This window comes from Hymenobacter swuensis DY53, assembly GCF_000576555.1.
GTDB classification, from domain to species: Bacteria; Bacteroidota; Bacteroidia; order Cytophagales; family Hymenobacteraceae; genus Hymenobacter; species Hymenobacter swuensis.
This window is the reverse complement of record NZ_CP007145.1, coordinates 2,828,285-2,853,569: the sequence shown is the minus strand read 5'-3', so window position 1 is coordinate 2,853,569 and position 25,285 is coordinate 2,828,285. Positions and strand designations below refer to the sequence as shown.

Genomic DNA, 25,285 nt, shown 5'->3' with positions numbered 1-25,285 from the left:
TTGAGTTGTATTTTTTCTATTATATATTGATTAAGTTATTAATCGTCAGATATATACTGACTTGCGAATAAAGGTACGGTAAAACCCTGCGGCGCGGATGGCTTCCTGCTCATCTTTGACTGCTACGCCACTACCTGCACACCTTTCCAGAACGCTACCCGACCTTTGATCTGCTGAGCTGCGTCCTTTGGCTCGGGGTAGTACCAGGCAGCATCCTTGTTTAGCTCACCATTCACGCGCACGGAATAATAGCTAGCCCGGCCTTTCCAGGGACAGGTAGTGCCTGCAATGCTGTCCTCGAAAAACTCCCGCTTGATAGAATCGGCCGGGAAATAGTGGTTGTTTTCAACGACTACGGTTTCGTCGCTTTCGGCAATGACGGTGTTATTCCAGATGGCTTTCATGAGGGAAGGATTTTTAGGTTACTGATGGGTCGTTGGGCACCGTTGGCTGCCAGGAGCAGACAGTACACTAGATAACACGTAACAGCTATCCAGCAACCGACAACTAAAAACCGGCTTCTGTTGTTCTGAGAACTCACTCCCCCAATTATTATGTCTGCAGGCTTTCGTTTTCGGGATTTCGTGCCCGAGGAGTCGACTGAGAAAGGCTTCGACTCCCTTTTTAAGATATTTATGCAGCTGGTCACCATCACCAGCGGCGACGTGGGCGAGGCGCTTTCCTGGCTGAATGAGCTGGATAAGCAGTACGGCCTCACCGACGACGGCTACGGCATGGGCGACTTCATCGAGGACCTCAAGAAGAAGGGCTATATCGACGAGAACGAGCAGGAGCCGGGCTCGTTCAACATCACGGCCAAAAGCGAGCAGACCATTCGTAAGTCGGCGCTGGAGGAAATCTTCGGTAAGCTCAAGAAATCGGGGCAGGGCAACCACCGCACGCCCCACACCGGCCAGGGCGACGAGCAGAGCACCGATATGCGGGAGTTCCGCTTCGGCGACTCGCTCGACCAAATTTCCATGACCGAGAGCATCCGCAACGCCCAGCTCAACCACGGCATGGACGGCGACAACTTCATGCTGACCGAGGGCGACCTAGAAGTGCGCGAGAACGAGCACAAAAGCCAGACCAGCACCGTGCTCATGATTGACATCTCGCACTCGATGATTCTGTACGGCGAGGACCGCATCACGCCGGCCAAGAAGGTGGCTATGGCTTTGGCTGAACTGGTGAAGCAGAAGTACCCCAAGGACTTCCTCGACGTAATTGTGTTCGGCAACGATGCCTGGCAGATTGAGGTGAAGGAACTGCCCTACCTGCAGGTGGGCCCCTACCACACCAACACCGTGGCCGGCCTGGAGCTGGCCCTGGACCTGTTGCGCAAGCGCAAAACGCCCAACAAGCAAATCTTCATGATTACCGACGGCAAGCCCACCTGCCTGAAGGAAGCCGGCGGTTACTACAAAAACTCGTTCGGGCTCGACCGCAAAGTGGTCAACAAAACCCTGAACCTGGCTGCCTCGGCCCGCCGCCTGAAAGTGCCCATCACCACGTTCATGATTGCCGACGACCCGTACCTGCGCCGCTTCGTGGAGGAATTCACGGAGGTGAACCAGGGCAAGGCGTACTACTCGTCGCTCAAAGGCCTCGGCCACATGATTTTCGAGGACTACAAGCGCAACCGCCGCAAAAACGTGTAACGGCTAAACGGCCACTACCGTCTGTCATACTGAGCATGTAGCGAATCAAGCTAGTGTCGAAGGACCTTATTACATCAGCACGATAATCAAACGGTTTCGTTCTGGTGTGATAAGGGCCTTCGCAAGCTCAGGATGACGGGCAACCACACATTCCTTTTCATTCTATTATCCTTTCATGCCTTCTTACGATTCTCTCTCCGCCGACCAGCTCCAGCAAATCACCACACTTGGGTCCCTGAAGAAATCCGGCTACCAGCCGCGCTCCGTGAAACAGGAGCTGCGCGACAACCTGATCAAAAAACTCCAAAGCAAAGAGGACGTGTTTCCCGGCATCTTCGGCTACGAGGAAACCGTGATTCCCGAGCTGCAGCGCGCCATTCTGGCCGGCCACCACATCAACCTGCTGGGCTTGCGCGGCCAGGCCAAAACCCGCATTGCCCGCCTGCTTATCGGTTTGCTCGATGAATGGGTGCCGGTAGTGGCCGGCTCCGAGCTCAACGATGACCCGTTGCAACCGCTGAGCGTGTTTGCCAAGAACCTGCTAGCCGAGCACGGCGACAACACGCCCGTGACGTGGATGGGCCGCCAGGACCGATACACTGAGAAGCTGGCTACCCCTGACGTATCGGTAGCCGACCTCATCGGCGACGCCGACCCCATCAAGGCGGCCACGCTGCGGCTCCCGTATTCCGATGAGCGGGTGATTCACTTCGGCCTGATTCCACGGGCGCACCGGGGCATTTTCGTTATCAACGAGCTGCCCGATTTGCAGGCCCGCATTCAGGTGTCGCTGTTCAACATTCTGCAGGAAGGCGACATCCAGATCCGGGGCTTCAAGGTGCGGCTGCCGCTGGATCTGCAGTTCGTGTTCACGGCCAACCCCGAGGACTACACCAACCGCGGCTCCATCGTAACGCCCCTCAAGGACCGCATCGACGCCCAGATCATCACGCACTACCCGAAATCCATCGAAATCGGTAAGCGCATCACCAAGCAGGAAGCCCGCATCCAGGATGTGCAGAAGGGCATGGTGACTACCAACGAAGTGATTCACGACCTGGTGGAGCAGGTGGCCGTAGAGGCCCGCGCCTCGGAGTTCGTGGATGCCAAATCGGGCGTGTCGGCCCGCCTCACCATCTCGGCTTACGAGCAGGTAGTGGCCGGGGCTGAGCGCCGCGCCCTCATCAATGGCGAAGCCACTACCTACGTGCGCCTCGGCGACTTCATTTCGGCGGTGCCGGCCGTAACGGGCAAGGTGGAGCTGGTGTATGAAGGAGAGCAGGAGGGAGCCGGCATCGTGGCCGAGAAGCTGATGGGCAAAGCCATCCGCACCCTGTTCCTGAACTACTTCCCCGACCCCGACAAAGCCAAGAAGCTCAAAGGCCGCCCTTCACCCTACAAGACGGTGCAGGAGTGGTTCGGCTCTGGCCACACCGTGGACCTGCTCCACGATGCCAGCACCAAAGACTACCGCGCCGTGCTGGACCAGGTGCCCGGCCTGCGCGACATCGTGACGGAACTGCACCCCTCCGAGACGCCCGAGCACACCTACTTCCTAATGGAGTTCCTGCTCCACGGCCTGAGCGAGTACAGCCTGATTTCGCGTAACCGCCTCACCGCCGGCGCCCAATTCAAGGACCTGCTCAGCAGCATGTTCACCATGCCCAGCTTCGGCGAGGACGACGACGAGGACGATGAAGATGAAAAGCCCCAGCGCGGCCGCCGTCGGTAGGAACCTCACGGGACCCCTCCGGAGCTAGTCACCTCTCCTCAGGGAGAGGGGAAGCCTGACGACCTAAGCAAACGACCCCGCGTACCGAAAGGTGCGCGGGGCGTTTTTTTTAGCGTGAAGCCAGGCCTGACTTCCTGCTGCTGGCTCCACCTACTGCCTGTGGTGAGGTCTTTATCAGCAACAGTAAACCACGTATTTCTACTTGCTACCCTGTTTGCACGGCGCTGTATCTTGGCCCGGTTCAATTTCTATACATACCCTTTTCCCTTTCCACCAATGATTGACGCGGATACACAAAAATCCCTGCTAAAAACCAGATTGATTTCCAGTCTGGAATATGATGAGTGGGTCCTGAACTGGAAAAAACAGGAATACGCTACCATCCTGCCGCACGAATGGTCCCGTCTGTTCAAACATGACGGGAAGGTCCTGACCGGGGTAACGTTTGAGTTTGCCGTGCTCAGCTACCTGTTGTCGACTCCCGGGGTAGCAACCGTTAAAATGCGCTTTGGGCTGCGCAAATGGCATACGCCTGAGTCGCTGGAAGAACACCAGGAGTTTCACCTCATCCTGTTCGGTGTTGATAATGCCAACGAGATAGTGACGCCTTATTTCACTTCGTATGCTTTCACCTATCATTACCGCCAAGGGCAGTTGGGTGAGGGGGGAAACCTGCCCCGCGCCCTGATGCGGCAATGGGAAGAGGAGTGGTACCAGCAGGCCAAAGCCGAAGCCGTGGACCACGCCATGTTCACCGTTCGCTATGGCTTACTGCAAGGCTATAATTATCCACTGGGAGAAATAATGAGTGCTTTGGGTGCATTCAACGGGGCTGCCAACGTGCAGATTCGGTTTGGCCTGCACCGGTACTACGACTCGGACTATGTTTCGGACCTGGAGCCTGCCACGCGCTATGCGTTTGGTTTGATTCTGTACGCCAGCCGGGCAGTAGAGCCGGGAGCTGCGGTACGCGAGGACGCAGCACTTGCCGCTACCGGTGGCCAGCCCGCAGCGCCTGATGGAGCCATTGAGGACAGCGGCTATTATGATCTGACGGCACCCTGCCCGCGCACCTGCTAAGCAGGCTTGCTGACACGGCCCAACGAGCAGTTTTTACTGCTCGTTGGGCCGTGTCAGGTTCTCTCTATAGCTACTTTTGTTGACCAGCTTATGCGGTACTCCACTCAGCAGATTCTTATTTTATTGGCTATTCTGCCCACCATTGGCACTGCCTTACTAGCCGGGAGGAACTGGCGGCGGCTTCCGGCTGCCATGCGGCCCCTGGCTATGCTCAGCTTCTTTGCGCTGCTTACCGAAGTTGTTTCGCGTATTCTGTGGTTTTTAAAGCTTTCCAACCTATTTATCTGGCCTATCTATATCTGTGTGGAATTTGCCCTGCTGCTGGAGCTATACAACAGGGCCGGCTACCCGGCTTTTCTACAAAAAAAACGCTGGTATCTTATCATCGGGCTTGTTGGCCTGGCTAGTCTTGAGGCCGGGCTAAGATCTACGCAGCCCCTGCTCATTGATAATGCCGTGCGCCTGGTAGAAAGCCTGTTGCTCATTGGCTTGGTTCTGCTGTATTACCACCACTCCCTGCAGGCCATAACGGAACAGCACATCTGGCAGCAACCTCTGTTCTGGGTTTCCACTGGGCTGCTCTTCTTCTTCGTAGGCAACTTTCTGATTTACACTTTCATCAATTTTGCCTTATTCTACTCCCAACAGTTTAACTATCAGCTTTGGCTTGTACACGCCGGTCTGAACAGCGTGTTGTATTGCCTGTATGCCTACGCTATATGGATAAGCCTAAGGAAATAGAGTTTGCGTGGCTGCTCTTTGCCGGAATAGTTACGATGCTATTGCTGGCACTGGCAGTTATCATCTTTGTTATTGTGCACCAACGGCGCGTGCATGCGCTACGCCTTGCGCTGCAGCAGCAGGAGCTGGCTTACCAAACCAAGATGCTGCGCTCCATTATAACCTCCCAGGAAACAGAACGGGAGCGTATCGCGCAGGATCTGCACGATGAAATAGGAGCTTCCTTGTCGGCTGCCCGGCTGTTTATCAATCAGATTAATTACGAAGACAGTACCCCAGCCGTGCAGGAACTGGCGCAGCAGGCTAGCCAGATCGTGGGCGACACGCTGAAAAGCGTGCGTCGGATAGTGCAGAATATGTCGCCTATGGCCTTGGATAAGCTGGGCCTGTGCCGGGCAATAAAGCAGCTCAGCAGCCGGTTAGAAGCCACGGGCCTGCAGATAGAAAGCCAGCTTGATGCCGCCGTTGAGCAGTTGCCCGCCGAAACCCAGCTGGCGCTTTACCGCATTATTCAAGAAGCGTTTGCCAATGCCCTGAAACATGCGCGCGCAACGGCGCTTACCTTATACTTGCACCGTAATGCCAACGAGTTGCTGCTGCGCATCAGCGACGATGGTTGCGGCTTCGTGCTGGCCCAGGCCACTGCTGGTACCACCGATGGTATGGGCCTGGCAGGTATTGCCGCGCGAGTTAAATTGCTCGAAGGCAACTTACACGTAAACTCGCTGCCGGGTAGTGGTACCCATATCGTGCTACGCCTGCCTTGTTGATGTTTACCCCGCTCTACACATCTGCCCTGCTTCTATGAAAACAATAAAACTGGCCATAGTAGATGATCATCTGCTTTTTCGCCAAGGCTTGAGCCACATTTTACGACGGTTTGCAGGCCATGAAATAGTACTGGAGGCCGCTTCAGCCGACGAGCTGTTTGCTCAGCTGGAAGTGCAGCACCCCGATGTAGTGCTGCTGGACCTGCACATGCCCGGAATGGACGGCCGACAAGCCAGTACACGGCTGTTGGCACTTCTGCCGCACATCAAAATAATTATTCTGTCAATGGAATACTCGCCCGAGTTTATCCTGGAGCTTATGCGGGTGGGCGTACACGGGTACCTGCCCAAGGATATCGACCAGGAAATCTTGGTAGAGGCCATCCATCAGGTATATACGAAAGGGTTTTATATTGATGACACAGTGGCCCAGGTGATGCGGGAAGGGCTGCAGGCCAAGCACTCCAATGTCCCCCAGTCCCAACCCTATTCCGTCAGCCGCCTGCTGTTCGATCTGACGCGGCGCGAGAAAGAAGTACTAACGCTATTGTGCGAAGGCTACAGCTCAGCCCAAATTGCGGAGAAGCTCTTTATCAGTTTCCGCACGGTGGAAGGGCACCGCAAAAACCTGCTCGAAAAAACGGGTGCCACTAACGCCGTCAGCCTGGCCATGTTTGCGGTGAAGCACCACTTGCTGGATAGCTTGTAGGTGACTTGCTTATGCCCGCGCCCTGCTCACTCCAAAGGGTTAACCGTGGGTGAAGCACACTTCGGAAGCGTACTTGGAATACGTAAACAACAGGTCCGAAAACGTGACTTCGAGGTAGCCCCGGGCCGGGTCGCCGACAAGGACTTTGCTGGCAGCAGTTGGCACGTCTGTGTACCCCAACAGGAGCACGGCGTGGCCTACCTGCTGTTGCGGCTGCGTATAGCCAACGATAATGGGCCGGCCAGCGTTGATTTCCGTCTGGACCTGCGGGTAGGAAAGCGTATTAAGCGCAAATGGGGCACCCAGCAGGTTGCCCATGGCACGGAGGGCAATGCTGGGCAGCCCCGGCTGGTTGCAGGCTCCGGGAACGGGACTGGTGCAGCAGCGGGTGGGGTCATTAAACAGCACTCCGCCCGCCAGGGCACACTGGGTGATTGGGGCCGCCGGAAGGTAAAAAATGTGGACGTCGGAGGAGGTAGCCAGCCAGCACCAATTGGATTGCTGTTGCGGATTGAGCGTGAAATTGGGGATGACCCGCGTTGCCCCTACCTGGGCCGGCGTCGCCAGCGCGGCAATGGTCTGAGGATCAACCTGCTCAAAGCCGGGCAGCGGCTGACCGCTATGGGGCGCAACGGGAGTAATGCTAGTCATGGGCAGAAGGGAAGTAAGAAGGAAACAGAATAAGCTCGGTGGCTTTGCTCAGGCTGGTGAAGGAGGTACCGGCGTAAAGCAGTTATTGGGCGAATCGAAGTAAATAGTGGGGTTGGTAGATGGGTCTACCGCCAAGTATTGCCCTACTGTAAACGGTACCTTTTGCCCAACCGTGGAGCTGGAAGAACCCACTGGCTGCAACACCTGGGCGGGCAGCAGCAGGCCGGCTTGTACGTTACTGGCCAGAAACAGCTTTACCTCACTCAGCGGCTGTAGGTAGCTGGTTTGCTTGGCAGGCGTACTAGCCAGAACCAGAGGCACCGTTGCAGCCGGAGTATTGTTGATACTTACAGCCTGGGCAACCCCCCACTGCACTAGGTTAGGGCTGCTGTTCGCAAACCCAAAAACATCCGGCGCAAAGGCCGCGCCCTGGGAAACAAACGTGCTGCCCGTAAAAGTCAGCGTGTTGCCTGGTGGCGTGGCCTGCACAAGGGCGGTTTGTAGCTGTATTACGGAGCCAGCCGCAGGTTGCTGCTGTGTAGCATACATAGCCCACTGTGCGCTTAGCGTAAGGGTATTGCAGAGGCCAAAGGGTGCAAAAGCCGCACATACTACCACGTAGTCACCCTCGGTAGCAAAGCTGCGCACCAGGGTTATCACTTCGCCGTAGGAGGCAATACGGGTGCAATCTGCCTGGCTGAGCTTGATGGTCAGCGTACTGGAGGTCAGGATCATCAACAATGGCGCGTGTGGTCAAGGGTGCGCAATACCAGGCACCGCGCACCCTTGACCAGTTGCGCTTACGAGTTGAGCAGTTGCGCCAGGGAGGCACCCGAATTAACATCCGTCACAATGGACGAGCCGCTGCCGATTACGGCGTAGGTAGAAGGGGCAATGGCCAGGGTGTAAACCGGCGCCGCCGCAGAAAACGAGAAGGATACACCGGGTGCCGTAGCTACCGCCGTTACCGACCCCGACTGCAGAGACGTCATGGCGGCAAACAGGCACACACTTTCGTGGGGCGTCATGGCCACCGAACCCTGGGGCGTACTGGTGAAGGCACAGAAGGGCAGGTACTGGCCATTGATGTAGGCTGCCAGGCCCACTGTTACGTTGGGAGTACCGGCGGGGCGGTTGTTCTGCAGTACAATACCATCGGTGGGGGCCGTAACGGTACCGGGTGAGAAGCTGCCGTCAGCATTAAACACGAGAGACTTACCCAGCCCTACCAGCCCGGAAATGGCCTGCATCTGAATAGTGGTATTGGCTCCGATAACCGTGCTATTGTAGACGTACACCTTGTACTGGGGCGTATAGTCGATTTCGATGCTGCCGAAAACGCTGCCGAAAGGCTGGGCAAACCACGTAGGCAGGCCGGCAGTTACCTGATTCGGGCCCGTAGCACCTTTGTAAGCCAGCAGCTGGTAGTTGTTTGCCTGCAGGTACTGCAACAATGTGCGCTGATCCTGCGAGGTAAAGTCGAACAGGATTTTGTAGGTGGTGTCCGTGCCGAGGAAGATTTCCTGAGCTTGTTTGGCGTGGTGCTCTTGCGTGGCTACAGTTGACATGATAAGTGGTGGTTGGTATTGGGTATCTACTCTTTGTTCGGCTTTTCGATATCCGCCGTTGTCAGGTCCCAAGCTTCTGGTTGACGTTACAAAACACGCTATACCCGCAGGCTCTTTTGAGCGTGGAAGTACCCGATTTATAAACCAGGTACTTCCACCTACTTCGGCAGTTGCTACCGGTAACGGCTGCTGTCTGCCCAGCCCAGCCCGAAGCTCATCAGAAGAAAAAAACCACTCCCAGATACTGTAATAACCATTCCGTCAGCTATATGTCGTGCTGTATAGCAGCTTGTTCTAACCGAAATCTGGAAAAAGAAAAAGCGTGCATTGAGTACTGGCAGTTGGCCAGTACTCAATGCACGCTTCGCCGTGAGCCACGCCCGTTGTCGTCCGAAACGGAGTGGCGGAAGAGAGTTAGGTAAGTTTTACGGCCAATGGTTTGGCAATGCTACGGCCCACCAGCAAGGCCAGAAAGTTGCCCAGCACAATGGTAATGGTATTAAGAAAGATATTCTGCGCAAAGAAAGGCAGTTGCGCGAACGAGCGCACGACCGAGTCCTTCGGCACGCTGCCGCTGTTAATTGAAATCTGCGCTACTGTTTCAGCGTACGAATGCGGAATGGTAGCATCTACCAGCTGGCAGTAAAGCAGGTCGAGGCCCGCGCAAAATACCAGCACCCCGAGCGAGAGGAGCGGCACCAGCCAGAACCACCGGGCGGGGCTTTCCCCCGTCCGGAATGCCTCCAGGCGGTGCTGATAAATGGGAATGGCATGCATAATTCCTTCTATCAGCAGCATCAGCAGGCCGGGCAGCACCGGAAGTAGAATCATTTTATCGGCCGGAAACAGGCCGGTTTCGTTATCAATCCAGCCGTAGAGCACCGTGTACAGCACCACCAGATACACCAGCGTGGTGAGCAGGGTCCAGGCAAACAAAGGAAGTAGCAGGCTTTTTTTCATCGGATGTGGAGGTTAGGAACGGTTGCGCCCTGGGCCGTGCAGTACCGGCCGGCGGATACCGAATAGCAAAAAGCCAAACCAGGGCAGAAAGGAAGCGGCCGCCGGCTCAAGTCTATAAAGGCAGGAACTCGTTTTGCAGCCCGCCGACACAGCGTATTGCTTCAGGTAGTAAGCTGACCCGTTGCCGGAGCAAGCTCCCGGGAACGGCTCTGCCACCCTACCAGTTGCCGGACATACGCCAGCAGCCGCACATAGTCACGGTTGGTGATGAACATGGCATAGGAGCCAATCATAATCCAGGAGAAGTTGTCAATCCGCATGAAGTACCATATACCCACGTGCAGCAGAAAGCCACCTACTATCACCACCCAGCGGGTTTTGCGGAACCAGATCAGGAAGGCAAACGAAAGCTCCCAGAGAATGGTAAAATACGTGCTCAGGACCACGAAATAATGATTCTGAGTCAGGGCGATGTTCCAGTCGGTCTGCCGGAATTCGTCTACTCGCATCGTGTAGTAGGTAGCCGTGCCATTGAGCCACAAATCCCCCTGCAGCTTGGCCAAAGCGGTGAAGAAGTACACGAAGCACACCTGAATCAGCAGTGCCAGCGACGCGTAGCGCATCACCAGCCGTCCTATTTCAGGCAGCGTACCTGCTCGGGGGGCGGCCGTCATGGAGCTAAGCGTGTTGTAGCGGTACGCATCGGCCAGAATCAGGAAAGGCAGAGTTACCTCAATCACGTTATCGGAGCCGTCGAGGATAAATCCGTTGCGCAGCTTAAAGAGCACCAGTAGCAGCCAGAGTACCAGGGCCGTTATCCGCCCGAAAATGCCGAAGAACAGCAGAAAGGCGACGCAAAAGGTAAGAATGACAAACAGTTGCGGCGCGTAGGGCACGTGAAACGGGTAGATGAAGTAGTGCAGACCCTGTGCATACATGGTGCCCAGGTACGTGTCGTAATCAACAATGGCATCGGGCCCAAGCAGATTATCGGCCATGGGGAGGTAGAAAATCATGTTTTTCATGACCAGCCCGGCCAGCAGGCACCGGAAGGCCGACAGCCCAATGGAATTGCGCAGCGAATCAGTAGTGGGAAGCATGGGAGGAAGGAATTAGGTGACGGAACATCAGTGGCGCGCCAGGTACAGGCGGTGGGGCTCACTGGTCAGGTGAGAGTAGCGGGAGTTCCGCTCGTCGAAGTAATCCAGTTCCCGTTTGGAGAAGCGGGGAAATTCCTGATTGAGCACCTGATATACCACGCGCACCGAATCGGGACTGGCCCAGGCCGGATTAGTAGCGGCCAGGCGGCGGAACGTATGCCGCGAATACTGCAGAATGGCCCTATGCCCCGGCGAACTGCTCACAACGGCCCGCAGAAACCGCCTGGTCTTAACCGTGTCCTTGGCCAACGTATCCTGCTGGGCCGCAAATTTGATGGCCTTATTCTGCACCTCAATTACCTCGTTGGTGGAGGCCGAAATGTGCTTGAGTATCCGCTGCACCGGAGACCAGTAGCTGCCTTTTTTAAGGGTAGTGAGCGGCTCTACCACATCAACCCAGCTGGAGCGCTGCGCCTGGCCCTTCTGGTAAATTTCGTACTGGAACAGCAGCCGCTGGTTGGAGGCAATGGGGTTGGGCGCAAACAGGTTCCAGGTTTGTGAAAACCACGGATTCATGTACGCCTGCAACTGGTATTTGTACTGATGACTGAGCGGGTTGGCCGGCAGCATGCTGAATGCCACCACCGAAAAATGGCCAACCAACACCGTAACCAGTGCCGCGTGCAGTAACCACCAGTAGCGCCGAGGAAGTAAGCGGGCCAGGAAAGTCAGTTTCATAGAGCAGGGCTGGAAATGAACGGATAAAGGAACAGAACCGGATCCCGGAGTTACCTCGCGGCGGCTTCGTGGTCGAATTCCGTAAAGTCGTTGCTGCTGTAGTTATCGGGGATGGTGGGCTGGGTACCGCCTATCGTGAAGGTGGCCGCCTGCAGAGGCCCGATTATGTATTGCATAGCCGTGGTATCACCCGGGCCGGGATAAGCATTGTGAGCCTGGAACGTGCCAATACTCAGCAGGGAAAGCCAGGAAGTAGCCGTGGGGGCCTGCGCGGCGGCCGAGGCTTGACTGTAGCTGCCGAGGGCCACGGTGCTCTGGGCGGAAATGGTTAGCAAAGCAACCGTCAGCAGGCCACTGGCAGCAAGACGGGATAGGGAGGAAGTCTGTTTCATGGAAAAGTTGTGTAGTAGAATGGAACAAGCGGGACCACTGACGCGGAAAGAAGTTTCCGCTGGCAGGCCACTTAAGCGCGCTGGCCTGGGCTGGCGCCTACGCTTCAATGTTATGTGCAGGTAAGGAACGCGGCCATCATTCGACGCCGCAGGCTTCCCGCCCAAAACCCTCCTGGTCAGGGAAGTTTGTTGGGAGGACGCCGACTAAATAGCGGCTTGGTTCAGGTCAAACCGGGAAAAATCATCACTCTGGTACATGTCGAGGGAGGCGGAGCTAATTACCTCCGCTTCTTTGCCGCTGGATGCCTCTGTGTAGCCAGTGTACACGCCGTAAGCAAAGGCCCCCACTACCACCACGCCAAAGGCTACAGCGGCCACGGCTGGGAATACAGCAGTTGCCATCTGGCTCTGCGTGGCGTTAGGAGCACTTACATTCGTATAGCTTCCGAAGGCCACGGCGTTCTGCAGAGAAGCCGTGAGCAGCAGCAGCATAAGCAGGCAAGTGGCAATAACACGTTGAGTTTTGTGTAATTTTTTCATGGTCAGTGAGTTGGTTTTTAGCTGGATTGCGTGTGAACAAGGATCAATTGACGGCAGTGTTGTCGAATTCCGAGAAGTCGCTGGCCGTGTAATTGGCCCGCTCGAAATCATAGGAAATCTCCGCCTGACTCCCGAACAGGTCGTGGGCTGCATGGCCCACAATGGTGCCCACTTCATAGGCTCCTACCACGGCGCCTACAGCCGCCCCCACTACGGCTACGCCAGCAGCAATAGCAGCCCAGCCAATAGCGGCTTGCATCTGCTGCTCATTGGCCGAGACGTAGGTTCGGGCGTTGCTGTAAGTGCCCACGGCAACCGCGCTCTGCGCCGAAAACTGGAACAACGTCAGGCTGAGTATTGCTACTGCAAACGGCCGTTTCATATTGCGTACTTTTTTCATCTTTCGAAGGGATTTGAGGATTGAAAAAATGGACAATTGACCAGGAGGGTTGTTAGTTGAAGGATGTTTTCGTGGGGTAAGGACATAGCAGTCCAGTGCACTTATTCACACAGAAATAAGCACTTTTTTAATAAAAAACACAGGCCTATTGTACTATGTATTCACGTGCAGTAGTAGGCCGTATTTTTTACTTTTTACCGTAATGTTCAGGCAATATTCTTCCTATTCGCATTTGCAGGCGAATTAAAAAACGACGCAATAGTGCGTAACACGCAATTGTTTTACAACAGCCGCGCAGCAGGTGCGGAAGAAATAAGGCGGGGAGTGGAGCGCGGACTAGATCGAAAAACCGGAGCTGCCTGGTGCGGAACTCTGGTCAATAGGGGTATGCCTATGGACCAATGCAGAGATTCATGTCGCCTGAAAATCAGAATGATTACTGAAGTCAGGGCATCATTAGCCTAGGGAGAGCATCTCCAGGCATAACAGCACGAAATAGGGAGCAGAAGGCGTGAGATGCGCCAAAAGGTTATCAGGCCCGCTGGTGTGAGCAATGGCCTGATGTATAAGCGAGCAGTGAGCTACTGAGGCCAAATAACAACTATTATACATAGCAGTCAAGTAAAATGAGGGAATTTTATTTTATTTCTATCATTTATCAGATCTGACGCTACCTGCCAAATATTGAAAATATACCTAAATAGTATATGCAGCTAATTGGACAATAGTATTTAGTTTATTGCTTTTTATTACGCATATTTATTGCTTAATAGCAGTCTTAATGATTCCTATAGATGTGTAAGTCTGGGGCAGGGTAAAAGGGTATCACTAAAAATCTTCGAATGAACGATGTAATCCTCTTTGACGGTGTCTGCAATTTGTGCGACGGGTTCGTGAACTTCGTAATTGACCGTGACCCGGCCGAACGTTTTACGTTCGTCTCATTGCAGGCGGAACCGGCCCGTAAGCTGCTGGCCCAGCACGGGCAGGTCCTTTCCTTGGATGCCCTCTCCTCTACTATCTACTTGCTGCGGGATGGGCAGGTGTATCAACGTTCCGAAGCAGTTTTGCTTATTCTCCAGCAGCTAAACTCCAACTGGCGCTATGCTGCGCTGCTGCGCTACTTACCCCGCCTGCTGCGCGACTGGGGGTACGAACTGGTTGCCCGTAACCGCTACCGCATTCTGGGGCGTGAAGAAGCATGCCGAATACCTTCCCCCGAATTACGACGACGTTTTTTGTAACAAAGACATTAATCTGCTGTAGCCCGGAGTCTGCAGATTGCCTCGCTGAGATGGCAGGAAAAAGCCTCTCTGGTGGGCTTGTTGCTACCCAGCCCCCAACAAGCTCCGGTCAGTCAGTAAGTACGAAGTTTGATCAAGTGCTCATCCAGCGGCAGATGGACAGTTAAGTGTGCGTCCTCACTCAGGTAGCGCAGGCTGATTGTTTCTGCCCGGAACGTCTGCCAGTCCGGTGGCGAGGCCTACTTTTTGGCCACTACAAGTGACGAAGGAGGGGTATGGAGCAAGTAGCGGTGCTGGCCGCCGCTCAAAATCCAGTGCAGCTCACCGTGCCGGCTGGCCCGCGCTCCACCCGGTTTTCGCTTGGCACCAAACGGATACCAACCCATAAGAAAAAAGCCCGCCGGATGTTCCGACGGGCTTTTTTCTTATGGGTTGGCAAAACTCCCCTATGCATCACGCATCACGCGAAAGGAAGCTGGAGCAGATGCTAAGCCTGTTCGCTTACCACGATTTTCTGAATCTCGTCGTTGGCTTTGATCTGCTCGATGATGTCAAGGCCTTCTACCACTTTGCCGAATACGGTGTGGTTGCGGTCGAGGTGGGCGGTGTTCTGGCGGTCATGCACGATGAAGAACTGGCTGCCGCCGGTGTTGCGGCCGGCGTGGGCCATGCTCAGGGCGCCGCGCTCGTGATACTGGTGTTCACCGTTCAACTCGCAGTCGATTTTGTAGCCGGGGCCGCCGGTGCCGGGAGTACCTTTGGCACCGTCGCGGGAGTTGGGGCAGCCGCCCTGAATCACGAAGTTGGGAATCACGCGGTGGAACTTCAGGCCATCGTAGAAGCCCTTCTGGGCCAGGTCGGTGAAGTTTTTTACCGTGTTGGGAGCGTCCTGTTCGTAGAACTCCACTTTCATAACACCTTTATTGGTGTGGATTTCGGCAGTTTTCATGCAGCTGAGAATTGGGTGGTACGGGCCCTTGTACGCCAAAGGCCGGGCGGCGGGTGCCGCCGGGGCAAAGGTAACAGGTGAGAGCCGGTCGCGCCCGGTTGGGCAGGGCATTGGGCGTGGTGTAACATTCGGGGCAGGGGCAAACATCCAACTCCTCAGTAGGTTCGTAAGCCTACTGCTGGCTCATTGCCGGACAAACGTCTTCTTTTACTCTCCCCAAATCCTAATTTTTCCTGTATGCACAAGCATTTGCGCTCCGCTACGCTGGCCCTGTTCTCGGTGGCCACTCTGGGCTTCGGCCTCAGCAGCTGCGGCGACAACAAAACCGCCGAAACCACCACTACCACCGAGTCGATGGCGACTACCGTTGATTCCACCACCATGCTGTCAGATTCGGCCCGCATGGGCAAGGCAGAGGGTGTACTGGTAGATGGCGTAGCCATGACGCCTGATAAAACCATTGTGCAGAATGCTGTAATGGCCACCAGCGTGAGCACCCTGGTGAAAGCTGTGCAGGCCGCCGGCCTCGACGGTACCCTGAGTGGTCCTGGTCCGTTCACAGTATTTGCTCCCACCAACGCCGCCTTCGATAAGCTGCCTAACGGTGCGCTGGCCGGTCTGCTGAAGCCGGAGAGCAAGGATAAGCTGGCCAGCGTACTCACCTACCACGTAATTCAGGGCCGCTTAGTAGCTCAGGACCTGAAGGACGGTCAGGAGCTGACCACCGTGAACGGCGCGAAACTGAAAGTATCGGTGAAAGACGGCGTGGTAATGATTGGCAACGGTAAAGATGCCCCCGCCACGGTACAGATTGCCGACGTTATTTCCAGCAACGGCGTCACCCACGTTATCGACGGTGTGATTCTGCCGCTGGCTCAGTAGGCTTTTAGCTTTCTGGCGCGCTGTATGGGCCGCCGGATGAGTGCAAAAAAGGACCCGACCGTTTTGGTCGGGTCTTTTTTGTGGATGTTACACCGGACCGGAGCGGATTACAGGCCAGCTCCGTCGGTGATGCGCTCGGCGAAGCCGGCCCAGTCGACTTTCTCGCCTTTGGCCACGGTGGTGGAGAGGTGGTCGTGGAGGATGTTAGCGAAGGGCATGGGCACCAGATGCGTGCGGGACTCATCCAGCACCAGGCGCATATCCTTGCGGATGATGGCCGGGGCTGCGCCCACGGGCTGGTAGTGGCGCTCGGCTACCAGCTTGCCATAGCCTTTGTAAATGGGCGTATTGAAGAGGGTAGAGGTGAAGAACTCGTACACCTGCTGCCGGTCGAGGCCGCTTTTCTGGGCCAGCGTGAAGGCTTCGGCCATGGCCTCAATGGCGGCGCCCAGCATGAAGTTACCACAGAGCTTGACCGTGCTGGCCGCGCCCGGGTCGTCGCCGAAATCATACACGCCCTGGCCCAGCGCATTGAGCAGCGGCCTGAGTTTACGGCGGGCACTATCTTCACCGGAAGCAGCCAGCCAGAGCTTGGCGGCGGCGGCCACATCAGGCTTGCCGAACACGGGGGTGGCTACCAGGGTGCTGCCATGGCGGGAGTGGGCTTCGGCGAGGCGGCGGTTGGTGTCGGGAGCTACGGTGCTGCAGGAGGCGTGGATGGCCCCAGCGGGCAAAGCCGGCAGCAGGCCGTCGGGGCCCAGGCACAATTCCTCCAGGGCGGCATCGTCGGTGACCATTGTAAAGACGAAGGCCGCGCCAGCTACAGCCTCGGCTGGCGTAGTGGCTACGGAGGCACCGAGTTTTTTGAGGCTGGCGGCTTTGCTGACGGTGCGGTTGTACACGGTGAGCCGGTGGCCGGCCTTCAACAGGTTCTCGGCCATGGCCTCGCCCATATTCCCCAGACCGAGGAAGGCTACGTTATGCTGTGTCAAAGGGGAAGTGGTGAAATGGTGAAGTGGTAAAAGGGGAAGCGGTGAGGTTGCCCGGAACTAGGTTCTACGCAAATCAACCCAAGTGCGGCCAGCGTGTTCACTTCACTTCTCGTGGTATTTCGCTTCACAATTTCACCTTTCACCACTTCACCTATTTCCGGTTGTCTTCGGCTTGCTGCATGCTCACGTAGCTGTCGTAGCGGGGAAGGGCAATGCGGCCTTTGTCCACCGCTTCACGCACGGCGCAGCCCGGCTCGTGCAGGTGCTGGCAGTTGTGGTAGCGGCACTGGTTGAGCAAAGCGCGCATCTCGGGAAAATAGTGGGCCAGCTCGCCGGGTTTCATATCCACCAGGCCCAGCTCCTTGATGCCGGGCGTATCAATCAGGTAAGTGCCAGGGCGAACTTCCAGCATTTCGGCGAAGGTGGTGGTGTGTACGCCCTTATCGGAATACTCACTGATTTCGGCGGTTTTCAGGTCGAGGTCGGGTACCAGGGCATTGATGAGCGTGCTCTTGCCCACCCCCGAGTGCCCCGAAAGTAGAGACACCTTGCCATCAAGCAGCGCGTCAATATCGGCCACGCCCTCGCCCGTGTGGGCCGAGCAGCGCAGGCCCGGATAGCCCACGCGGGCGTACATCTTCAGAATCTGGTCCTGATAATCGGCCAGGTCTTCGTCGTAGAGGTCAGTTTTGTTAAAGAGCAGCGTGACGGGAATCCGGTAGGCTTCGGCCGTCACCAGAAACCGGTCGATAAACCCGAATGAGGTAGCCGGCGAAGCCAGCGTTACCACCAGCAACCCTTGGTCGAGGTTGGCGGCTACAATGTGGGCGTGTTCGGTTTTGTGCACCGAGCGGCGGATGATGTAGTTGCGCCGAGGCTCGATGTGGTGAATCACGCCCGCACCTTCGGTCTGCTCCTCCACCGTGAAATCCACCTGGTCGCCCACCGCCAGCGGGTTGCTTACTTTCAGGCCCTTGTGCTTGAATTTGCCCCGCAGGCGGCAGCGGTGCAGCTGCCCGGAGGCCTCGCGCACCACGTACCACGAGCCCGTGGATTTAACGATAATTCCGGTCATGGAGGTGAAAGGTAAAATGGTGAAGTGGTGAAGTTGTGGAAGGGGGAAGTCGTGAATAGGTTGGTCGTACCTGGGGTCGTTTGCGTGGCATTCGGTTCCAGGTACGCTCACCATTTCACCTTTCACAGCTTCATCACTTCACCGATCCAGCGCATGATTTTGCGGGTGGCGCCGCTGTGGTCGTGGACGTAGTCGAGGCTGAGGTCCTGGACCTGCAGGCGGGCTTCTTCGCGGTGAAAGAGGGAGCCGAAAACTTTCAGCAGCTCCTCCGATGAGGAAACCGGGAAAGCGCAGCCCAGCTCTACCAAGTCGGTAGCTTCCTGAAATTTATGATACGTGGGTCCGAAAAACAGCGGCAACCCGAAAGCGGCGGCCTCCAGCGTATTGTGCAGGCCCTTCCCAAACGCCCCGCCGATGTAGGCAAAGTGCCCGAACCGGTAGAGCTGGCTGAGCAGGCCCACATTATCCATGAGCAATACCCGGGCCTGCGCTACCGTGGCCGGGCTGGCCTGGGAGTAGCGCACTACCTGGCCGGGCAGGGCCGCTTCCACAAGGCGCAGGTTGGTTTCGCTGATTTCATGCGGCGCTACAATGAAGCGTAGCTCCTGCTGGTACTTATGCAGTAGCGGCGTCAGCACGGGCATATCTTCGGGCCAGCTGCTGCCCACAATGAGTACCGGAGCCCAGTCGTCGGTGAAGGCTTCCACCAGTGGGAGCACCCGGGCCGAGGCCTCCGCCGTGCGTACCACCGTATCAAAGCGCGTATCGCCGGCCACGCTGGCTTGGGCAATACCAGCCTGTTGCAGCAGCTCCCGGCTGGCATGGTTCTGCGTAAAGATGTGCGTAAAGCGGCTAAGAATTCGCCGAAAGAAACCTCCCCAAGGCTGGAAAAAAACCTGCTCGGCCCGAAAAATGGCTGATACGCAGACAGTGGGCACCTGCCGCCGCTGCAATTCGGTGAGGAAGTAGTACCAGAACTCGTACTTCACGAATACCGCCAAGCGGGGCTGTACCGCCGTCAGAAAAGCCCGCGCGTTGGCCGCCGTATCGAGAGGCAGGTAAAACACATAGTCGGCGCCCGCCCAGTTTTTGCGGATTTCGTAGCCCGAAGGCGAAAAGAACGTCAGCACGATTTTGTGCGCCGGATACTCGGCCGCGTAGGCTTCCATCAGCGGGCGGCCCTGCTCAAACTCGCCCAGCGAAGCGCAGTGGAACCACACCAGCGGGGCCGTTTCTGCGGCCAGCGTGGCCCGAATGTGCGGTAGCAGCCCGCGCCGTCCGGCCGTCCACTGCGCTGCCTTGGGCACGAACGGAGCCACCAGCCGCAGGAGCAGCGCGTACAGATGCAGACCAATGGTATAAAGAAAGCGCAAGAGGTGGTACTTAGGACGTGAGGCTTGAGAAAAAGGGAAGGGGCCGTACCATGCGGTAATTGGGTAATGCCACCCCGCGTACAAGCAGCTGCTGCTCCTGTGCTACCACAAAGCCATACCGGAAGAAAAAGGGCTGGGCCGTCACGCTGGCATCGGTGTAGAGGCTTGGTAGGTTCAGACAGGCGGCCTGGGCCAGCAGGGCCGTCAGTAACTGCCGGGCAATGCCCTGGCGCTGGTAGGCGGCACTCACAAACAGGAAGTCCAGATACCCATCGGATGCCAGGGAGGCAAAGCCCCCCAACGTGCCGGTAGTTTCATCTTCAGCCGCCAGGAAGTACTGCGCCTCAATTTTGGCTTCCCAGCCCGCCAGGTTCTGCCAACCGCCCCGCCACGCGTTTATCTGCACTGGGGTGTAGTCGGCGCAATTCACCTGCGTAATGGTATCATAGAATAGCTGCCCGATGCGCGGAGCATCGGCAGCCGTAGCCCGGCGGAGTAGCATGCGGCAAAAGTACAGCCTTCCGCCCACTATTACGGAAAAAGGCTTCGCTGTAACTCAGCGAAGCCTTTTCCATACAATCTAAGCTCTAAGCTCTAAGCTCTAAGCTCTAAGCTCTAAGCTCTAAGCTCTAAGCTCTAGTGGGCGGCCTGCTTGCCCAGGTAGTTGGCCACACCTTCGCGGGTAGCAGCCATAGCTTCTTTGCCTTCTTCCCAGTTGGCGGGGCATACTTCGCCTTTTACTTCGAAGTACTGCAGCGCATCTACCATGCGCATGGCTTCGTCGATGCTGCGGCCCAGCGGGCCGTCGTTTACCACTTGGTGGCGTACAATGCCGTCCTTGTCAATCAGGAACAAGCCCCGGTAAGCCAAAGGCGACCCAACGAAAGTCATTTCGCCGGCTTCGTTGTAGTCGTAATGGCCGCCCAGTACGTCGTAGTTCGAGGCAATGGTTTTGGTGGCGTCGGCCACCAGCGGGTATTTCACGCCCTCAATGCCGCCGTTGTCGCGCGGGGTCTGCAGCCAGGCAAAGTGCGAAAAGTGCGTGTCGGTCGAGCAGCCGACGATGGCCACCCCTTTGGCCTCGAAGTCGGCCAGACGGTCCTGGAAAGCAATGATTTCGGTGGGGCAGACGAAGGTGAAGTCAGCTGGGTAGAAGTAGAAAATAACGTGCTTCTTGCCCAGGTACCGGTCGAGGGAGAAATCCTCCTCGAATTCGCCGTCAATAACGGCGGTAGCTTTGAAAGAAGGAGCACGTTTACCTACGAGAACTGCCATGAGTACTGGAAAATGGTGAAAAAAGGTAGTGAGTGAAAAGAGAATAACCCGTGAGCGTACGCCGGCGGGCAGCACTTGCTCACTGGCTTAGGGTAATACTTTGTCTCCCGTGATGTGCAGGGAAAAGGAGCGGGGCTGGAAGTTCGACAGGCCTTTGGCCGCGAAGAACTCCCGGATTAGCGCGTCCAGCTGCGGGTCGCAGTAATCAATGATTTCCTGCGTATTGGTGCAGAAAAGATGGTGGTGTTCCGTGCAGTCGGCATCGTAGCGGCGCGACGCTCCTTCAGCCGAAGCTACCCGGCGCGTCAGGCCCGCCGCCACAAACGCATCCAGCGTTTTGTACACGGTACCCAGCGAAATGGATGCTATCTGTTCTGTTACCTGGCGGTGTACCTGCTCGGCCGTCGGGTGGCCCGGCAGAATCAGCAGGCTTTCCAGAATCAGCAGGCGCTGTTGGGTGGCCCGCAAACCAACTGCTGCCAGCCGGTCACGCAGGTGGCCGGCAGTGGGAGTAGAGTGCGAATGGTCGGACGTGTGGTTCACCAGATGAGAATAGTTCTCCGCAAAGATAGGGCTATAAGGTCCGGCCGGACAAAATTGTTTCATTTTGAGCCTGGGAAATGGCAATGACGGGAACAAAACGCCAGGCCTTGGGTCGAACTGGTTTCTTTGCTGCCTACCCGGAGCATCACTTCACAAATTCATTCACTCCGCCCCGGCACACAAACTGAAACGTCTGGCGGCTGCGCTGTTCCAGCAGCAGCTCCCGGCTGTCCGTCAGCCGCTGAATGCTGGCGGCATCGTAGTTCTTGATGGTGTACAGCTCCAGGCCTGTGTTGTAATGAATGGTAAATTGCTCCCGTAGTGCGCTGAGCAGCTTTTCCAGGCGATAAGCGGAGAAATCGGTACACACCGAGAAGCTGATGGCTGAGTTCTGCATCAGGTGAATTTTGAGCCGCACCTGCGCCAAAGCCCCAAAAATGACCTCCAGATTTTCCTCCGAAATAAAGGTCAGGTCCTTGGATTCAAAGGAAATCAGGCACTGCCCCGTCTTGCGGATGAAAGCGGGCACCAGCAGGCCGTGGCGGCAGTCATGAATGCGCGTGCCTTCCGCCGTGGGGTCCACAAACGACTTTACCAGCAGCGGAATACCCCGCACGGCCAGCGGCTTAATGGTTTTGGGGTGAATGACGGAAGCCCCGTAGTAGGCCATTTCGATGGTTTCCTGGTAACTGATTTCGGGGTAACGTACCGTATCGGCAAAAAACTTGGGGTCCGCATTCAGCAGCCCTGCCACATCCTTCCAGATGGTTACCGAAGCCGCCCCCAGGCAATAAGCCAGAATAGCGGCGGTGTAGTCGGAGCCCTCCCGGCCCAGCGTGGTGGTGTGCCCGCCGGCGGTGCCGCCCAGAAACCCCTGCGTCACAATGGGGCCGTGCTGCAACTGTCCGGGCAGCGTTGCCCGCAGGTTTCGTTCGGTGGTAGCCCAGTCCACGCGGCCCTCCCGCCAGGTATGGTCAGTCCGGATGAGCGGCCGGCAGTCGAGCCACTGGGCCTGGAGCGCTCGGGCCACAATGCGCGTAGCCAGCAACTCGCCGAAGCTAACTACCTGGTCATACTGCTTATCGAAGTCGCCGGGAAGTAGGGTGGCCAACCGGTCGTGCAACTGCTCCAGCAACTCGGCCAGGGCCGGCGTGCCGGCCGCTTCGTCGCTCACGCCCAGCTCGGTCGCCACACCCAGGTGAAAATCCCGGAGGAGGGCAAGCTGCGGGGTATACTCCTGACCCGTGTGCGCCAGCTGATAAATGGCTTCCAGCGCATTGGTGGTTTTGCCCATGGCCGATACCACCACCAGCAACGGGCCTGGCTGGCCGTGCGCCCGTACAATGCTGCTGAGGTTACGGATGGCGGCCGCGTCCTTCACCGACGCGCCGCCAAACTTGAAAATCTGAAGTTGCTGCGGTTCCTGCATGGCCCAAATGTAGGGCCAAGCCTCCCATCGGCCATGAATGCCGGGAAATTGACTGGCGGGAGGCAATGAGCGAAATTTCGCTCAGGCGACTTCGGCAAATTGGTTAATTTTGACCTTTCCCACCCGCACCCTTCTACCTCACTCACTGTATGACTAACCACGACAAGCTGGCTTTGCCCGTTGGCACCACCCTGGACCGCTTCATCATGCGCAAGCAGGAAGACTTTCCGTACGCCACCGGCGAACTGTCGCAACTGCTGCGCGACATTGCGCTGGCGGCCAAAATCGTGAACCGCGAAATCAACCGCTCCGGCCTTATTGATATTGCCGGTGCCTATGGGAACCGCAACGTGCAGGGAGAGGACCAGCAGAAGCTAGATGTCATTGCCAACATCCGCTTTATCCGGGCGCTGCGCAACGGGGGAGAGGTATGTACCATCATTTCGGAGGAAGACGACGAGATGATTCAGACCGGTAACACGCAGGGCAAATACGTGGTAGCCATTGACCCACTCGATGGCTCCAGCAATATTGATGTAAACGTCAGTATCGGCACCATTTTCAGCATCTACCGCCGCGTGTCGCCCACAGGCAACGAGGGTACCACGCAGGACTGTCTGCAAACCGGTACGCATCAGGTGGCCGCCGGCTACGTGATTTACGGCTCCAGCACCATGATGGTGTACACTACCGGCAACGGCGTAAACGGCTTCACCTACGAGCCCAGCCTGGGCGAGTTCTTCCTCTCGCACCCCAACATCCAGACGCCCAAAACAGGTGCCATCTATTCCATTAACGAGGGTGTTTCGGAATCCTTCACGGAAGGAATGAAGGGCTTTGTGGCGTTTTGCAAAGAGCAGAACTACTCGGCCCGCTACATCGGCTCGTTGGTGGCCGACTTCCACCGCAACCTGCTTAAGGGAGGCATCTATATGTATCCTACCTCCAAAAAGGCCCCTAACGGTAAGCTGCGCCTTATGTACGAGTGCAACCCGTTGGCCTTCATTGTGGAGCAGGCCGGCGGCAAATCCAGCAACGGCCGCCGTCGGACGCTCGAAATCGAGCCCCGCGACCTACACGAGCGGTGCCCGCTGTTCATCGGCTCGCCCGAGCTGGTGGAGAAAGTGGAGGAATTCCTCGCCCCCGAATTCGCCCACGATGCTGTGCTGAAAGCGTAGGCAGAGGGTGAGGGCTTAGGTATGAATGATGAGTTATTATGTACAGTGCAGCCGGAATCTGCTAATTCATCCTTCAGAACTCATCATTTATACCTCCTCCTTGCTTCGGCTACAACAGAAAGGCCCGCTTCATTATGAAGCGGGCCTTTCTGTTGTAGCCGAAGCAAGGAAAAACTATTCGGCTTTCTTCTTGGTCGGTTTTTTAGCCGGTTTGGCTTCGCCTGCCTCGGGGTTGCCGGCGGCATTGGTTTCCTCAGCGGCCGGAATGATACCGGCGGTGCTCAGGGCTTCATCCGCAGCGGGTTCGTCCTTTTTAGCGGCCTTTTTCTTGGCTTTTGGGGCTTCCTCAGGTACCTCCTCAGTGGCTTCTTCGGCAGCGGGGGCCTGGTAGTCCAGTTTCTGGCTCACTACACGGTACCACTGCACCAGCTTCTTGATGTCGGACATGTACACCCGCTCCCGGTCGTAGTCGGGCATGATACCGGCCATAAACGCCGACAGGTCCCGGTCGTCCGATTTGTTGGTCACCGCCAACTCTTTGCCGTGCTGCTGATAGATACGGTCGAATACTTCCGTCAGGGGCACCGTCTGGTCGTAATCCTGGGTGTAGATGGAGATTTCGTGGAGCAGGGACACCTTATTGCGGGCCGAGGCCACGGAGCGGGTGCCTTTCTCGTCGAGGGCTTCAATGATAACGCCGGCGCGGGTAGGTTTCACGAGGCGGTACAGACCGGGCATTCCGCTGATAGCGGCAATTTCCTTCAGGTCGTAGGGCATAAGAAGAAAGCAGTTGTTTGAAAGGGCAAAGTTACTCAGTTGCGGCGGCTTGGCCGGGAGAAGGCAGCTTGAAGGTTACGGGCAAGCTGGTCAGGATAGCATAATCGGGCTTCTTAAACTTGAGCAGCCGAACCACGCGCAGGGCTTCCTCGCCGCAGCCGCCGCCAATATTTTTCACCAGCTTAATGCCCGACATGGTGCCGTCGGTGTTCAGCGTGAAGCTCACAATGCACTGACCCTGAATGCGGTTGCGCCGGGCCATAATAGGGTATTTCAGCTCCTGGGCAATGAAGGCCATCAGTGCATCCTGGCCACCCTCATAATACTCAGCTACCGGAATGGCTTTGGGGCGAGCCGGCGCGGCCGGAGCCGCCTCAGTAGGTGCTTCCGTGGTTTCAGGAGCCGGGCCGTCGGTTTTTACCTTGACCTTGGTTTTCTGGGCCAGAGCCGGAGCCGTGCAGGCCAGCAACCCGATGCCCAGCAGAAGAGCGGTTTTTTTCATGAGAGGTAAGCAGAGAAAAGACGA

Annotated in this window: 29 protein-coding genes; 9 read left to right on the top strand and 20 right to left on the bottom strand. The window is 56.7% G+C overall.

Annotation, left to right across the window (positions count from 1 at the left end):
• Positions 1-122: 122 nt before the first annotated feature.
• Positions 123-404: a DUF427 domain-containing protein gene (locus HSW_RS13680; RefSeq protein WP_044002391.1), complete on the bottom strand. Its 282-nt coding sequence runs from the start codon at positions 402-404 to the stop codon at positions 123-125.
• Positions 405-554: 150 nt separating this feature from the next.
• Here HSW_RS13680 and HSW_RS13675 point away from each other — a divergent pair, with 150 nt between their 5' ends.
• The 6 genes from HSW_RS13675 to HSW_RS13650 all read left to right on the top strand — a co-directional run bounded on the left by HSW_RS13675 (position 555) and on the right by HSW_RS13650 (position 6,693).
• On the top strand, positions 555-1,661 hold the full coding sequence (locus tag HSW_RS13675; protein WP_044002390.1) for a vWA domain-containing protein: 1,107 nt from the start codon (positions 555-557) through the stop codon (positions 1,659-1,661).
• Positions 1,662-1,836: 175 nt separating this feature from the next.
• Complete coding sequence (locus HSW_RS13670; RefSeq protein WP_044002389.1) at positions 1,837-3,393, top strand: sigma 54-interacting transcriptional regulator; 1,557 nt, start codon at positions 1,837-1,839, stop codon at positions 3,391-3,393.
• A 318-nt stretch (positions 3,394-3,711) separates the two neighbouring features.
• The gene (locus HSW_RS13665; protein ID WP_155832977.1) at positions 3,712-4,473 is read left to right on the top strand and encodes a hypothetical protein; all 762 of its coding nucleotides are present in this window, start codon (positions 3,712-3,714) and stop codon (positions 4,471-4,473) included.
• 90 nt (positions 4,474-4,563) lie between these two features.
• Positions 4,564-5,214 carry a hypothetical protein gene (locus HSW_RS13660; protein WP_044002387.1) on the top strand — a complete coding sequence of 217 codons (651 nt, stop codon included), beginning with the start codon at positions 4,564-4,566 and terminating at the stop codon, positions 5,212-5,214.
• Entirely contained in the window at positions 5,193-5,984 is a 792-nt protein-coding gene (locus HSW_RS13655; protein WP_081768409.1) for a sensor histidine kinase, read from the top strand. Before HSW_RS13660 ends, HSW_RS13655 begins: the two co-directional genes overlap by 22 nt.
• Before the next feature lie 34 nt (positions 5,985-6,018).
• The gene (locus tag HSW_RS13650) at positions 6,019-6,693 is read left to right on the top strand and encodes a response regulator transcription factor (protein WP_044002385.1); all 675 of its coding nucleotides are present in this window, start codon (positions 6,019-6,021) and stop codon (positions 6,691-6,693) included.
• A 39-nt stretch (positions 6,694-6,732) separates the two neighbouring features.
• Here HSW_RS13650 and HSW_RS13645 read toward each other — a convergent pair whose 3' ends face one another.
• From HSW_RS13645 to HSW_RS13605, 9 genes are all read right to left on the bottom strand, one after another.
• On the bottom strand, positions 6,733-7,344 hold the full coding sequence (locus HSW_RS13645) for a papain-like cysteine protease family protein (RefSeq protein WP_044002384.1): 612 nt from the start codon (positions 7,342-7,344) through the stop codon (positions 6,733-6,735).
• 48 nt (positions 7,345-7,392) lie between these two features.
• Positions 7,393-8,079, bottom strand: a complete 687-nt coding sequence (locus tag HSW_RS13640; protein ID WP_044002383.1) for a hypothetical protein — start codon at positions 8,077-8,079, stop codon at positions 7,393-7,395.
• Between the two features lie 65 nt (positions 8,080-8,144).
• Entirely contained in the window at positions 8,145-8,912 is a 768-nt protein-coding gene (locus HSW_RS13635; RefSeq protein WP_197031877.1) for a hypothetical protein, read from the bottom strand.
• 414 nt (positions 8,913-9,326) lie between these two features.
• Positions 9,327-9,872: a hypothetical protein gene (locus HSW_RS13630; protein WP_044002382.1), complete on the bottom strand. Its 546-nt coding sequence runs from the start codon at positions 9,870-9,872 to the stop codon at positions 9,327-9,329.
• Positions 9,873-10,033: 161 nt separating this feature from the next.
• A complete protein-coding gene (locus tag HSW_RS13625; RefSeq protein WP_044002381.1) occupies positions 10,034-10,972 on the bottom strand; it encodes an HTTM domain-containing protein in 939 nt (312 codons plus the stop codon).
• A 27-nt stretch (positions 10,973-10,999) separates the two neighbouring features.
• Positions 11,000-11,710: a DUF5819 family protein gene (locus tag HSW_RS22895; protein ID WP_052346433.1), complete on the bottom strand. Its 711-nt coding sequence runs from the start codon at positions 11,708-11,710 to the stop codon at positions 11,000-11,002.
• A gap of 50 nt (positions 11,711-11,760) precedes the next feature.
• Positions 11,761-12,102: a hypothetical protein gene (locus tag HSW_RS13615; protein WP_044002380.1), complete on the bottom strand. Its 342-nt coding sequence runs from the start codon at positions 12,100-12,102 to the stop codon at positions 11,761-11,763.
• 204 nt (positions 12,103-12,306) lie between these two features.
• Positions 12,307-12,642, bottom strand: coding sequence for a hypothetical protein (locus tag HSW_RS13610; protein ID WP_155832976.1), 336 nt, complete (start codon positions 12,640-12,642; stop codon positions 12,307-12,309).
• 43 nt (positions 12,643-12,685) lie between these two features.
• Entirely contained in the window at positions 12,686-13,042 is a 357-nt protein-coding gene (locus tag HSW_RS13605) for a hypothetical protein (RefSeq protein ID WP_044002378.1), read from the bottom strand.
• A gap of 842 nt (positions 13,043-13,884) precedes the next feature.
• Between HSW_RS13605 and HSW_RS13600 the strand changes: the two genes are divergently transcribed.
• On the top strand, positions 13,885-14,286 hold the full coding sequence (locus HSW_RS13600; protein WP_044002377.1) for a thiol-disulfide oxidoreductase DCC family protein: 402 nt from the start codon (positions 13,885-13,887) through the stop codon (positions 14,284-14,286).
• 487 nt (positions 14,287-14,773) lie between these two features.
• On the opposite strand, the gene HSW_RS13595 is transcribed toward HSW_RS13600, so the two are convergent.
• Positions 14,774-15,235 carry a peptidylprolyl isomerase gene (locus tag HSW_RS13595; protein ID WP_044004724.1) on the bottom strand — a complete coding sequence of 154 codons (462 nt, stop codon included), beginning with the start codon at positions 15,233-15,235 and terminating at the stop codon, positions 14,774-14,776.
• Positions 15,236-15,472: 237 nt separating this feature from the next.
• On the opposite strand from HSW_RS13595, the gene HSW_RS13590 reads away from it, so the two are divergent.
• The gene (locus tag HSW_RS13590; RefSeq protein ID WP_044002376.1) at positions 15,473-16,117 is read left to right on the top strand and encodes a fasciclin domain-containing protein; all 645 of its coding nucleotides are present in this window, start codon (positions 15,473-15,475) and stop codon (positions 16,115-16,117) included.
• A 107-nt stretch (positions 16,118-16,224) separates the two neighbouring features.
• On the opposite strand, the gene HSW_RS13585 is transcribed toward HSW_RS13590, so the two are convergent.
• From HSW_RS13585 to HSW_RS13555, 7 genes are all read right to left on the bottom strand, one after another.
• Positions 16,225-17,109 (bottom strand): NAD(P)-dependent oxidoreductase, encoded by an 885-nt coding sequence (locus HSW_RS13585; protein WP_044002375.1) that lies wholly within the window; start codon positions 17,107-17,109, stop codon positions 16,225-16,227.
• A gap of 151 nt (positions 17,110-17,260) precedes the next feature.
• Positions 17,261-18,184, bottom strand: coding sequence for a ribosome small subunit-dependent GTPase A (rsgA, locus tag HSW_RS13580; RefSeq protein WP_044002374.1), 924 nt, complete (start codon positions 18,182-18,184; stop codon positions 17,261-17,263).
• A gap of 122 nt (positions 18,185-18,306) precedes the next feature.
• A complete protein-coding gene (locus tag HSW_RS13575; RefSeq protein WP_044002373.1) occupies positions 18,307-19,557 on the bottom strand; it encodes a 3-deoxy-D-manno-octulosonic acid transferase in 1,251 nt (416 codons plus the stop codon).
• Positions 19,558-19,567: 10 nt separating this feature from the next.
• Positions 19,568-20,059, bottom strand: a complete 492-nt coding sequence (locus HSW_RS13570; RefSeq protein WP_044002372.1) for a GNAT family N-acetyltransferase — start codon at positions 20,057-20,059, stop codon at positions 19,568-19,570.
• A gap of 134 nt (positions 20,060-20,193) precedes the next feature.
• Positions 20,194-20,832: a peroxiredoxin gene (locus tag HSW_RS13565; protein ID WP_044002371.1), complete on the bottom strand. Its 639-nt coding sequence runs from the start codon at positions 20,830-20,832 to the stop codon at positions 20,194-20,196.
• Positions 20,833-20,919: 87 nt separating this feature from the next.
• Positions 20,920-21,438 (bottom strand): Fur family transcriptional regulator, encoded by a 519-nt coding sequence (locus HSW_RS13560; RefSeq protein ID WP_081768408.1) that lies wholly within the window; start codon positions 21,436-21,438, stop codon positions 20,920-20,922.
• 82 nt (positions 21,439-21,520) lie between these two features.
• Positions 21,521-22,804, bottom strand: coding sequence for an aspartate kinase (locus HSW_RS13555; protein ID WP_044004721.1), 1,284 nt, complete (start codon positions 22,802-22,804; stop codon positions 21,521-21,523).
• 149 nt (positions 22,805-22,953) lie between these two features.
• Between HSW_RS13555 and fbp the strand changes: the two genes are divergently transcribed.
• On the top strand, positions 22,954-23,982 hold the full coding sequence (gene fbp / locus HSW_RS13550; RefSeq protein WP_044002370.1) for a class 1 fructose-bisphosphatase: 1,029 nt from the start codon (positions 22,954-22,956) through the stop codon (positions 23,980-23,982).
• Positions 23,983-24,156: 174 nt separating this feature from the next.
• Here fbp and HSW_RS13545 read toward each other — a convergent pair whose 3' ends face one another.
• Both HSW_RS13545 and HSW_RS13540 read right to left on the bottom strand, forming a co-directional pair.
• Complete coding sequence (locus tag HSW_RS13545) at positions 24,157-24,759, bottom strand: DUF5606 family protein (RefSeq protein WP_044002369.1); 603 nt, start codon at positions 24,757-24,759, stop codon at positions 24,157-24,159.
• A gap of 31 nt (positions 24,760-24,790) precedes the next feature.
• Positions 24,791-25,261, bottom strand: coding sequence for an energy transducer TonB (locus HSW_RS13540; RefSeq protein ID WP_044002368.1), 471 nt, complete (start codon positions 25,259-25,261; stop codon positions 24,791-24,793).
• Positions 25,262-25,285 lie beyond the last annotated feature (24 nt).